The organism is Arthrobacter sp. OAP107 (assembly GCF_040546765.1).
Taxonomy (GTDB): Bacteria; Actinomycetota; Actinomycetes; order Actinomycetales; family Micrococcaceae; genus Arthrobacter.
In genome coordinates this window covers 4,924,508-4,936,273 of record NZ_JBEPOK010000001.1, presented here as the reverse complement: position 1 = coordinate 4,936,273, position 11,766 = coordinate 4,924,508, and the positions used below count along the sequence as shown (strand labels likewise).

The window sequence follows — 11,766 nt, the reverse complement described above, 5'->3', positions numbered from 1 at the left end:
CGCGGGGGGATCAGAATTCCGGGTTTCCCCAAGGGAATAGCCGGAAATCCGGCGGTCTCAGCCCTGGCGGGCCTTCTTCGCTGCCTTCTGGGCAGCCTCGTCCTTGACCCGCTGGGCTTCGGCACGGACTGCGGCGTGCGTGGCACGCTCGGCCACCAGCCACGCAGGCGGAGCCTGGAGCAGCGCGGTGATCTCCGCCGTCGTCAGTGCCTCTTCAACCCCGCCGCGGGCGAGGCCGCTGATGGAGACGTTGAGCTTCTGCGCAACCACCGGGCGGGGGTGCGGGCCGTTGCGGCGCAGCTCGGCCAGCCATTCCGGCGGGTTGGACTGCAGCTCGGCGAGCTCTGCTCGGGTGATGGTTGATTCCTGGAACTCCTGGGGCGTCGCAGGCAGGTAGATGCCAAGCTTTTTGGCAACGGTGGCCGGCTTCATGGACTGGGAGTTAGCGGAGGTCATGCATTAAGGGTATCCGGCTGTGCCGCTTCCCCTGACCAAGGCCTGTGGCCAACGCGCGCCACGCCGTGCGTGCCGCTGGCAGTACTGTGATGATGTGCCCGCTGAAGATGAACCCACCCTGGACCCCGCCCTCCCGGAGTCCCCGCCCCGCGAGCTCCGTTTCGCCTACGTCGCCGGTGTGACGCCGGGGAAGTGGATCCGGCGCTGGGAGGAACGGATGCCGCACGTTCCCCTGCGGTCGTTCATGTCCGACGCCGGGACACAGCTTTCCGTGCTGACCGACGGTTCGGCGGACCTTAGCTTTGTCCGACTGCCGGTAGAGCGCGAAGGCCTGAACGTCATTCCGCTCTACGAGGAACAGCCCGTGGTGGTGGCGCCCAAGGGCCACGAAATCACCGTGTTCGAGGACGTCGCACTCGAGGACCTGGCGGAGGAAACCTTCCTCGACGCCGATGAACTGGGAGGGCCGGAAACGGCCCTGCAGGTGGTGGCGACAGGTGCCGGCCTGCTCATACTTCCCATGTCCGTTGCCCGGCATTTCAACGTCAAGGACACCGTGGCCCGCCGCCTCACGGGTGCGCCGGGCACACAGATCGCGCTCGCCTGGCCCAGCGACGCCACGGACGAGGTCATTGAAGAGTTCATCGGCATTGTCCGCGGCCGCACGGCGCAGAGCTCACGGCAGCCGTCCGCCCGGCAGGAGGCGCCGAAGAAGGCTCCCAAGCCGGACCTCCGCGGCAGCGGTGCCGGTGCAGGCGGCAAGAAGCCGAAGGTCGCCCAGCGCTACGCACCCAACCCGGACAAGGGCCGGGGCCGCGGCTCACGGAAGAAGGGCAAACGGTAGCGCCGTCCGCAGCTTGTGCGGGCGGCGCCACCGGTTTTTCAGTTGTTTCAGTTCAGCGCTCAGCGGGTGCCGGTGGTGAAGCTCCAGGCTGTGCTGGCCAGGGGAGTGCCGGCCACGTCCCGTACTGCCGCGGGGCCGCCCGTAATGGTGGCGGTGTACCTGGTGCTGGCAGCAAGGGTGGCTGCCGGGTTGAGGATCCACTGGTTGGTGGTCCCGTTGCGGGTGACGGTGGCTGCCACCGCTGCGCCGGTGGCGGCGTTCTTCAGCGTGAAGGTGGCCGTGCTGACGCCATTGACCGGCTTGCTGAACGTTGCCGTGATGTTGGCGGTCCGCAGGGCGCCGGTGGAGTTGATTCCCGGAGCCCGGGAGGCCACGGTGGGTGCGGCGCTTGTGGTGAACCGCCAGCTGCTTGAAGCCAGCGGCCGGTTGGCCAGGTCACGGATGGTGGCCGTGCCGCCGGTCAGGGTGGCGGTGTAGGCAGTGCTCGGGGTGAGCAGGGCCGTGGGATCGAGCGTCGCCCGCCGGGTGGCCTGGTCGTAGGTCACTGTCGCAGGGATGGTTGCACCGGCGGCGTTCTTCAGCGTGAACGTGCTGCCGGAGACACCCTGGACGAACTCACTGAAAGTGGCTGTGACGTTGGTTCCGGTACCCACACCGGTGGCGGCCGAGGCGGGTGTCCGGCCGGTGACAGTCGGAGCGACCGTGTCCGCCGGCCCAATCTGAACCGTCCGGCTGGCTACCGCGCTGACGTTGCCGGCGGCGTCCGTTGCCCGGACGTTGAACAGGTAGGTTCCGTTGGCCTGCGCATCCCAGGTTTTGGGTGCCGCGCAGGTGGGGTCCCAATCGGTGTTGCTCGGCAGCAGCTGGCATTCAAACCGGGCGCCGGCTTCGCTGCTGAAGTTCAGCGTGGGCGTGTTGTCCAGCGTGGGCGTTGACGGGAACGGTGCAATGACTGAAGCCACCGGCGCAGCACTGTCCACGGTAAACGTCAGCGTCGGGGACGTCAGGAACTGCGGAACGCCGGCCGGCACAACTCCCGTCAGCGGGTCCGTGACGTAGGCCGGGTTGGCGGTCCGGGACTGTATTTTGTGGACTCCCTGGCCGAGTGGTGCGAGCCGGGCCGAGTAGTTTCCGCCGGCCAGGGTGGTGGCCACGGGGGTCGCCGCGCCGTCCACGATCAGCTGCACGGCCCCGGTGCTTCCTGCCGGCAGGGTACCGGTAATGGTGGGTGCCGTGACGTTCGTGATGTTGTCTGTGGCGGAACGTCCGCTGTCACTGGCTGCCGCCAGATCCGGCGTGGAGGGTGCGCCGTCGGACCCCTCCGCGACCAGTCCCTGCACGGTAAAGGTGCTGACGGTGAGTGTGTTGATTCCCGGACCGCCGGCGTTGGGGCCAGTAATTACGACGGCGTTCGTTCCCGAGGGTGCGCCGGTGACAGCCCGTGCTGTGTTGATATCGCCCAACGTACCGGGCGCGGCGCCGACCTGCCGGAGGAAGGTGGCGGTGCTGCCGGCCTTGTAATCACCTAGGAAGGCTGCGCCGACTCCGGCCCAATCGCAGGGTGCCGTGGGGCTGGGCGCGCAGACGCCGGAGTCGATGGTGGTCTTGATCCTGCCCAGGGAGGCGTTCTTGGGGTCAGGCGCGGCAGTCAGAACGTTCACGCCGTATGGGTGGGTGATGGTGTATGAAGCGTTTGGGACGAGGTTGTCCACGAGGAAGCGAAGCCGCGCGAACCCCATCTGCTGGCCCGGCTCCACCACGCCGTTGGTGTGGGCACCTTCGAGGCCTGCCTCGTAAAGCCGCAGGTTGCCGCCGGTGGCCGACGCGTTGAACCAGAACGCCTCCTCGGGGAAGTTGTCCGGATATGACGCAGGCGCTGCGGGGTCCGGCGGTTCGGACAGGCACCCGGCGCCGGCCATGTAGCAGAGCTGCAGTTTCACCGTGCCGTCAGAAAACCAGGTGGGAAAGCCGTTGGACGGATCCACGGGACCCACGCCTGCGGCGGCGGCGCTGGCCGGCACGGCAGCCAGCGGCGACAAGGCAGCGGTCAGCAGGGCGCCGGCGGCAACCGCTGCCACTCCGCCCCTGGTCCGTGTGCGGTGGAATTTCGCAAACATGATGACTCCTTCGGTGGTCAAGATGGCCCCCAGAACCTCCCAGGCCAGGTCAGGTGATTGCCCCAACCACGGCAAGCATCAAATGAAGAGCTTGGATAAACGCCCGGCGGTTCCACCCGCGAAAGAGTCCCCATTCCCCCTTGTGGGGGGAACCACCACGGCGGCGGAGCCACCGCGAAGTCCTGCCGCCCCGCCGCCCCGGCCGCCCGCGTTCAGGACGGCAGGCCCCTCCCACCTATTCAGGTGGGCCGGGCGCCCGTGGGCCCCCCTTCCCAAGGTTTTCTGGAGTCGCACGGCGCACCATGGCCGTGTTTCTACTTTTGGCCGGCGCCCATGCCGCCGCTGAGGCCATCACAACCAGCTGGGAGGACGTCATGGCAACAACACGGAGGGACGTGTTGAAACTAAGCCTGTTAGGCGGCGCAGTCGCCGTCACAGCATCGAACGCAGGCCCGGCGCTCGCCGGTGTCCCGGGCCGCAAGGGTGGCGCAGACGACGCCGAGACGGCGCCCATCACGACGCCAAGCAGGCTTGCTCCGGCGAACATGCCGGTTCCGTTCACCACCGTCTTCCGGCGTCCGCCGGAATTGCTTCCTTATGCCACCGGCCGGGACCGCGACGGCACGCCGTTTGCAAAGTATGCCCTGAACCAAAAACTGGGCAGGGCCCAGATCGCGCGGGGCCTCAGCACCACACTGGCTGGGTACAACGGTGTCTTCCCTGGCCCCACCGTCCGCGTGCAGCAGGGCACCCGGAGCGAGCTGAGGATCAGCAACCGCCTGCCTGCGACCGGCCTGTTGTACCCGAACACATTCAACACCGTCACGCACCTGCACGGCTCGGCGTCGCTGCCCCAGTACGACGGATACGCCAACGACCGCACCGCACCCGGCAGGGTGAAGAACTACCACTATCCGAACTGGCAGGCCGCGCGCACGCTCTGGTACCACGACCACAACCACATGCTGACGGCGCAGGGCGTGTACTCGGGTCTCGCCTCCATCTACTCGATCACCAACGCCGCCGAACGGGCGCAGCTGCCCCAGGGTGAGTTCGACGTGCCCATCCTGGTCTCGGACGTGATGCTGAACGCCGACGGGTCCCTCGGCTACAACGACAACGGCCACGCCGGCCTGTGGGGCGACATCATCATGGTCAACGGGGTGCCGTGGCCCACCATGAAGGTCAAGCCGCGCATCTACCGGTTCCGGTTCCTCGTAGGCTCGATCACCCGCTCCTACCGCTTCGCCCTGTCCAATGGTGACCCGTTCCATGTGGTGGGCACTGACGCCGGGATGACCCCGAAGGTGCAGGCAGTGTCCTCCTGGCGGCAGGGCACGGCCGAGCGCTACGAGGTGCTGATCGACTTTCGGAAGTACAAGCCAGGCCAGTCCGTGGAGCTGCTGAACCTGAGCAACAAGAACAACGTGAATTTCGCCAACACCGGCAAGGTCATGAAGTTCCAGGTGGTGGCCGATTCCCCCGCCCAGCCCGGATCACGCAGCATCAGCGCCATCCCCACCATGCTGGACCCCGGCCCGCACCCAAGCCGCGCCACCGGCGGGCTGGACACCATGAAGCTGACCCCTGACATGGCCGTGGCGAAGAGGATCCTCCGGGTCCAGCGGCAGGGCGGTGACTGGACCATCAACGGTGAGACCTGGGATGACGTGGAGAAATCCAACTTCACCCGGTGCTTCGCCAACCCGCAGCGCAACCAGGTGGAGCAATGGACCATCGTCAATGAGTCCGGCGGCTGGTTCCACCCGGTCCACATCCACCTGATCGACGGCAAGATCACTGCCCGCAACACCAACGGCGGCAAGCCCTTCGCCTGGGAAGGCGGACCAAAGGACGTCTTCTATGCGGGCGAAAACGAGTCCGTCACGGTCCTCATGCAGTTCGATACCGGCAAGCACGTCGGCGGACGGTACATGGTGCACTGCCACAACCTCGTGCACGAGGACCACGACATGATGGTCCAGTTCTCCGTGGGCGACCTGCGGAACAACGATCCCATCAACGCCGACAAGCCCGTGGTGGAAACCCGGCCCGAGGGGTACTACGCGTCCAAGTACAAGCTGGCCTACCCGGCGGGGACCTGACATGAAGCGGACGCTCCTGATCGCACCGGCGGTGCTGCTGGCCTTCTCCCTGGCCGGCTGCACCGGCGGTGTCCAGGCCAGCCCCGCCGCGAACCCGGCGCCCAGCGCACCGGCAAGCAGCGCCGCTGCCGCGGACCGGGTCCTCGCGCAGGCGGAAGAGGGCCAGGACCTGGGCAACGGGCGGCCCACCGTCAGCTACGACGGCCTGATGGTCCGGCGCAGGGTGGTCATCGCCGTCCACGCCGGTCTGGAGGCCGACGTTGCCGGGATCCGCAAGCGGCTGGACGCGGCCGCCGCGGCACGGGGCACGGTCCTTTCCGCCATCTCGCCTGACGTGCTCGAACCCGCTGTGCTTCAGCAGATGGTCCCCGAGGTCACCGTGGCCCTTCCGTCAACGGCCACGCCCGACGACGGACGCACCATTGTGCGGGCCGTCACCGAGGAGGACACTTCGAAATTGGGCGTGAAGAATTTCTATGTCCTGCCGGTCCTGGTGCATGACCTGCGCTTCAGTGTTGCCACGGCGGACCCCGGCGCGGTGTCGGCTGCGGTGGACAGGGAAGGCATCGTCTCCGACGCGCTCGGGAACTACAGCACCGTGGCACAGGGCGGGCAGCTCAGCATCAGCTACACGGGTCCGCTGCTCGGTGACGAAACCGTGGAGAGTGTCCGCGAGGGCATCAGCCGGCAGGCACACGTTCCTGCCGCCCAGGTTGCCGTCGCGCCCAGGTCCACGTCCGGAACCGGTGTCAACATGGCCGCCGAACCGCCATGGGACGCGGAGCAGCTCGAAGACCAGGCAATCCATCCGCACGCCGAGTGATTAGGAGAAAACAGTGAGGAGCATGTCCAGCCCCACCATCCGGGACGTTGCCGAACGGGCCGGGGTCTCACTGACGACGGTGTCGTACGTGCTGTCCGGCAGGACCGGAGGAACCACCCGAATCAGCCCGTCCACGCAGGAGCGCGTGATGGCCGCCGTCGACGATCTTGGCTATGTGCCCAACCAGGCGGCGCGGGGAATGCGCCGCGGCCGGACGGACCTGGTGGCTATCGCTATTGACGACCTGGAATGGCCGCCGGACCGCGCGCTCGCCACGGCCGCCGCCGCGATCCTTCCGCAGCACGGCTACCAGCCGGTCATCCTGCTCGGCCAGTCGTGGCGGCAGTTCATGCTGGCCGGCGGTGCAGACGGCGTGATCGTGGGCGTCCTGCCCACCACTGAGGAAGAGGACCACGCCATTGCCGAACTGGCCAGGCGCGGCATCGCACAGGTGGTCATCTCCGAATCGGTGCAGGCCGAACAGGCCGTTGCCCTGCTCATGGACCGGATTGCGGCTTTCGCGGCGAGAGCCGCAGAAATCCCTTCCTGGAAGCGCCTCAGCGGACATGCCCTGTTCGGCGGCGGCGCGCTCCAGATGCTGAACGAGATTCTGTCCGCAGCCGGCGCATTCGCCGAGCAGATCCCCGTTTTTTAGGAACCCGTCTTTTAGGAACCAGCCTTCCAGGAACCGGCAGCCGCGTAACAATCGGACCTTCGGCCTGTCCGCCCCCGGCGCAGGGCGCGGGCGGTGGCTGCGCGTCATGTTCCGTAGCCGGCTGCAACATCAGCTGCCGCCGCGGCCCGTTTCTGTCGCCATGCGTCATCCGGTGTCCCCGTAAGACGCGCGCCATTACGCTCTTTTTACTTTGAAGTCCCCGCGCGTCCCTCGACCGCCAGCCCCGGCCCCGGCCGGCAGGTTACGCCCCGTTTCCCCTCGTGACCGTGCCCTTCAGGCGGTGGTCCATCTCTGCTCTCATGGTGGACACCAAACGCCTTGAACGACCTGCTGAAGGGAAGCACACATGACCTCCGGAACCGGGCCGATACCGAAAATCAGCCTTCAAAACATCACCAAGAAGTTCACGGTGCGGCCCAGCAAGGACAATCCGGAAGGGGCGGTCCTGACCGCCCTGGACGGCATCTCCCTTGACGTCTCCGCAGGCGAATTCATCACCCTGGTGGGCCCCAGCGGCTCCGGCAAGACCACCCTCCTGGACCTCCTGGCCGGCCTCACCAAGCCGGACACCGGCCAGGTCCTGGTGGACGGCCGGGAAGTGTCCGGCCCGGGCCGGGACCGCGCCGTCGTCTTCCAGCAGTATGCGCTGTTCCCCTGGCGCACGGCCGCCGCCAACGTGTCCTTCGGGCTGGAAGGCGCAGGCAGCGACGGGAAGCGCTACACCCGCAAGGAACGGGCTGAGAAGGCGCGGGAATACCTCGGGCTTGTGGGCCTCGGCGGATTTGAAGACCGCTACCCGCACGAGCTGTCCGGCGGCATGAAGCAGCGCGTGGCCATCGCCCGCAGCCTGGCCTACGAGCCGGACATTCTGCTGATGGATGAACCCTTTGCGGCGCTGGACGCGCAGACGCGCGAACAGCTCCAGACCGAACTGCTCCGGATCTGGGCCACCACAGGCAAGACCATGATCTTCATCACCCACGGCATCGACGAGGCGGTCTATCTCGGCCAGCGCGTGGCCGTGCTCAGCTCCCGGCCGGGACGGCTGAAGGAAATCGTGGACATCGACCTCGGGGACCGTTCCGGTGACGAGGACGTCCGCTCCAACCCGGCCTTCGTGGAACACCGGCACAAGGTCTGGTCGCTGCTGCATGACGAGGTACGCCGTGCCCAGGCAGCCGGGCACGCAAAGATCCAGCCCGACGGAACGGCGCCGGACGAAACCAGGACCATCACCACCGGAAAGGCAGCCTGATGAGCACGCCAACACTGACCACCGAAACGGAAACCCGCACCGGTCCCGCGGCCGCCGCCGGGGAAGCGACGGCCCAGCACAAGACAACGGCCCAGCACAAGACAACGGCCCAGCGCAATCCGGCGCTGCGTCCCGGGCCCGGCAAGACACCGGCGTACAGGCTGCGCCTGTACGCCCTGCAGGGCGGCAAAGCCGTCTGGGGTTCCGGTGCCATCATCCTGTTCCTCCTGCTCTGGGAACTCGGACCCACCTACCTCGCGCCGGCATCGACGAGGGTTTTCCTTCCGCCCCTGCACGTGGTGCTCGAGGCGCTGGGCACACTCATTGCCAACGGCCAGCTGCAGAACCACCTCGCCGCCAGCCTGAGCCGCTCCGGGAGCGGCTTCGGCATCGCCGTCGTCACCGCCGTGGCCCTCGGACTTCTCGTGGCCTGGTACGGCGCCCTTGACCGCTTCCTCAACCCGCTGCTGGAGGTCTTCCGGAACACGGCCGCACTGGCCCTGCTCCCGGTGTTCACGCTGCTGCTGGGCATCGGGGAGACCTCCAAGATCAGCATCGTGGCCTACGCCGCATTCTTCCCGGTACTGCTGAACACCATCGCCGGCGTCCGGACCGTTGACCCGCTGCTGATCCGTGCAGCCCGCTCACTCGGGCTGTCCAACTTCCAGCTGTTCCAGAAGGTGATCCTGCCCTCCGCCGTACCCACCATCTTCACCGGCATCCGGATGGCCGGCACGTCCTCCATCCTGGTCCTCATCGCCGCAGAGATGGTCGGCGCCAAGGCCGGACTGGGCTACCTGATCGTCAATTCCCAGATGAGCTTCCTCATCCCCGACATGTACGCGGGCATCCTCACGGTGTCCCTGCTCGGCCTGCTGGTCAACTACCTGCTGGTCGGCGTCGAACGCCATTTCTCCCGCTGGCGGACCGCCGTCGGATCCCGGACCGCCTGACCCGCCCTCCCTACCCAAGGAACCAGACCATGCCTGAACGACAGCTTCACCTGAACGCCTTCCTCATGAGCACCGGACACCACGAGGCGTCCTGGCGGCTTCCCGAAAGCGACAGCTTCGCGGGAACGCAGGTGGCACACTTCCAGCAGCTTGCCCGCACCGCCGAACGCGGCACCTTCGACTCCATCTTCTTCGCCGACTCGCCCGTGCTGCACGGCGACGTGCGCCAGCGCCCCTACGGGACGCTCGAGCCGACGGTCCTGCTCAGCGCCATCGCCGCCGTGACCAAGCGGATCGGGCTGATCGCCACGGCCTCCACCACCTACAACGACCCCTACAACCTGGCCCGCAGGTTCGCCTCGCTGGACCACATCAGCGGCGGCCGGGCCGGGTGGAACGTGGTGACGACGGCGGGGGAGGCGGCCGCGCGGAACTTCTCCCTGGAGGACCAGCCCGCGCACTGGCGCCGCTATGAGCGCGCCGCCGAGTTCCTCGACGCCGCCAGGAAGCTCTGGGACAGCTGGGAAGACGACGCCGCGGTCGGGGACAAGGCAGCCGGGGTCTGGGCGGACAGCTCACGCGTCCACGCCATCAACCACACCGGCCGCTACTTCCGGATCCAGGGTCCCCTGGACGTGCCGCGTTCACCGCAGGGCCATCCCGTCATCGTCCAGGCAGGCTCCTCCGAGGACGGCAAGGACTTCGCCGCCCGCTACGCCGAGGCGGTGTTCACCGCGCAGCAGACCCTCGCCGAGGCGCAGCACTTCTACGCAGACCTGAAAAGGAAGACGGCAGCCGTGGGCCGGAACCCGGACCACCTCAAGATCCTGCCCGGGATTGTCCCGGTGATCGGCTCCACCGAGCACGAGGCGCGGCGGCTGGAAAAGCAGCTCGATGAGCTCATCCACCCCGAGCACGCGCGGAAGCAGCTGGCCGGCGTCCTGCGGGTCTCGCCGGAATCCCTTCCGCTGGATGCGCAGCTGCCCGAGGACCTTCCCTCGGAGGACGCGATCGAGGGGGCCAAGAGCCGGTACACGCTGATTGTGGAACTCGCCCGGCGCGAACGGCTCACCGTGCGGCAGCTAATCGGCAGGCTGGGCGGCGGCCGAGGGCACCGCACCTTCTCCGGCACCCCCGAGCAGGTGGCGGACGCCATCCAGGAATGGTTCGAAAAAGGCGCGGCCGACGGCTTCAACATCATGCCGCCCGTACTGCCCTCGGGTCTGGACGCCTTCGTGGACCACGTCATTCCGATTCTGCGATCCCGCGGGCTGTTCCGCCGGCAGTACACAGGGAACACGCTGCGTGAGCACTACGGACTGCCGCGGCCCGCCAGCGCCTTTGCCCTGGCCGGCTCGGAGGAAGCCGTACCGGTTTAGGCTCCCGGCTGCGCGGGCACTTCGGGCTTGCCCGGCACGTCGGGCTGCCCGGGCAGGGGCTTGCGGGCCAGCCAGGCAGCGACGATGGCACCGGAGATGTTGTGCCAGAGCGAGAACACGGCGGACGGCAGGGCCGCCAGCGGGGTGAAGTGGGCGGTGGCCAGCGTCGCCGCCAGGCCGGAGTTCTGCATGCCCACCTCGAACGCGAGTGCCCTGCGTGCCTTGGCGTCCAGGCGGCCCACCTTGCCGGCCAGGTAGCCAAGGCCCAGCCCGAAGCCGTTGTGCAGCACCACGGCAAGGAACACAATGCCGCCGGCAGCCAGGATCTTGCTGGCACTTCCCGCCACCACCACCGCCACGATGAGGGAAATAACGACGGCGGACGCCCAGGGGAGTGCCGGCAGCGCCTTGGCGACGAGGTTCTTGAGGAACAGCCGGGCCAGGAGGCCAGCGACCACCGGCAGCAGCACGGTCTTGACGATGTCCAGCACCATGCCCCCCGCGTCGATGGTCAGGAAGGAACCGGCCAGGAACAGCACCAGGACGGGCGTGACCACCGGGGCGATCAGCGTGGAAACGCTGGCCACCGCCACGGACAGGGCCACATCGCCCTTGGCCAGGAATGCCATCACGTTGGAGGCCGTGCCGGAGGGCGCGCAGCCGACGAGGATGAGGCCGACGGCGAGTGCGGGCTCCAGGTGGAGAAGGGTGGCGATCATCCAGCCCGCACCGGGCATGATCACGTAGTGGGCCACGATGCCCAGCACCACGGCCCAGGGCCTGCGGGCAACGGCCGTGAAGTCCGGCGGCGTCAGCGTCAGGCCCATGCAGAACATGATGATTCCCAGCAGGTACGGGACCGCCGGGCCGAGGGGTTTGAAGGCACCGGGAAGCAGGAACCCGGCGAAGCCGGCTGCGAGGACCAGAAGGGGGAAGACGGTCACCGCGACGCGCGCAATCCTGGCTTCCGCGGCGAGGGCCGGGTTCAGGGGTTCCGCGTCGTGCTCCGTGGCCGAGGGAGCGGATACAGGGCCTTTTGTTGCCTCAAGCATTCAATAATGCTGGCACCGGAGCGCCGTAGCGGCCAATTCATGACTGATGTCAGACAAATGTGTCGTACCCGCAAAATTCTTCGTGGCACGGCGGGACCCTGATCGT

At 67.6% G+C, this 11,766-nt stretch carries 10 protein-coding genes; 7 read left to right on the top strand and 3 right to left on the bottom strand.

Annotated features, from left to right (window positions below):
* Positions 1 to 57: 57 nt before the first annotated feature.
* Positions 58 to 456, bottom strand: coding sequence for a DUF5997 family protein (locus tag ABIE00_RS22645; protein WP_354262874.1), 399 nt, complete (start codon positions 454 to 456; stop codon positions 58 to 60).
* Positions 457 to 550: 94 nt separating this feature from the next.
* On the opposite strand from ABIE00_RS22645, the gene ABIE00_RS22640 reads away from it, so the two are divergent.
* Complete coding sequence (locus ABIE00_RS22640) at positions 551 to 1,300, top strand: LysR substrate-binding domain-containing protein (RefSeq protein WP_354262873.1); 750 nt, start codon at positions 551 to 553, stop codon at positions 1,298 to 1,300.
* Between the two features lie 59 nt (positions 1,301 to 1,359).
* Here the strand turns inward: ABIE00_RS22640 and ABIE00_RS22635 are convergent, their stop codons facing one another.
* Positions 1,360 to 3,417, bottom strand: coding sequence for an Ig-like domain-containing protein (locus tag ABIE00_RS22635; RefSeq protein WP_354262872.1), 2,058 nt, complete (start codon positions 3,415 to 3,417; stop codon positions 1,360 to 1,362).
* A gap of 374 nt (positions 3,418 to 3,791) precedes the next feature.
* On the opposite strand from ABIE00_RS22635, the gene ABIE00_RS22630 reads away from it, so the two are divergent.
* From ABIE00_RS22630 to ABIE00_RS22605, 6 genes are all read left to right on the top strand, one after another.
* Positions 3,792 to 5,522: a multicopper oxidase family protein gene (locus tag ABIE00_RS22630; RefSeq protein WP_354262871.1), complete on the top strand. Its 1,731-nt coding sequence runs from the start codon at positions 3,792 to 3,794 to the stop codon at positions 5,520 to 5,522.
* A gap of 1 nt (position 5,523) precedes the next feature.
* A complete protein-coding gene (locus ABIE00_RS22625; RefSeq protein WP_354262870.1) occupies positions 5,524 to 6,345 on the top strand; it encodes a hypothetical protein in 822 nt (273 codons plus the stop codon).
* A 22-nt stretch (positions 6,346 to 6,367) separates the two neighbouring features.
* Positions 6,368 to 7,000 (top strand): LacI family DNA-binding transcriptional regulator, encoded by a 633-nt coding sequence (locus ABIE00_RS22620; RefSeq protein WP_354262869.1) that lies wholly within the window; start codon positions 6,368 to 6,370, stop codon positions 6,998 to 7,000.
* Between the two features lie 367 nt (positions 7,001 to 7,367).
* Complete coding sequence (locus tag ABIE00_RS22615) at positions 7,368 to 8,276, top strand: ABC transporter ATP-binding protein (RefSeq protein WP_354262868.1); 909 nt, start codon at positions 7,368 to 7,370, stop codon at positions 8,274 to 8,276.
* Positions 8,276 to 9,229: an ABC transporter permease gene (locus ABIE00_RS22610; protein WP_354262867.1), complete on the top strand. Its 954-nt coding sequence runs from the start codon at positions 8,276 to 8,278 to the stop codon at positions 9,227 to 9,229. The genes ABIE00_RS22615 and ABIE00_RS22610 overlap by 1 nt, the downstream gene beginning before the upstream one ends.
* A gap of 29 nt (positions 9,230 to 9,258) precedes the next feature.
* The gene (locus ABIE00_RS22605; RefSeq protein ID WP_354262866.1) at positions 9,259 to 10,608 is read left to right on the top strand and encodes an LLM class flavin-dependent oxidoreductase; all 1,350 of its coding nucleotides are present in this window, start codon (positions 9,259 to 9,261) and stop codon (positions 10,606 to 10,608) included.
* Here the strand turns inward: ABIE00_RS22605 and ABIE00_RS22600 are convergent.
* Positions 10,605 to 11,660: a bile acid:sodium symporter family protein gene (locus ABIE00_RS22600; protein ID WP_354262865.1), complete on the bottom strand. Its 1,056-nt coding sequence runs from the start codon at positions 11,658 to 11,660 to the stop codon at positions 10,605 to 10,607. The two genes, ABIE00_RS22605 and ABIE00_RS22600, sit on opposite strands and share 4 nt — an antisense overlap.
* Positions 11,661 to 11,766 lie beyond the last annotated feature (106 nt).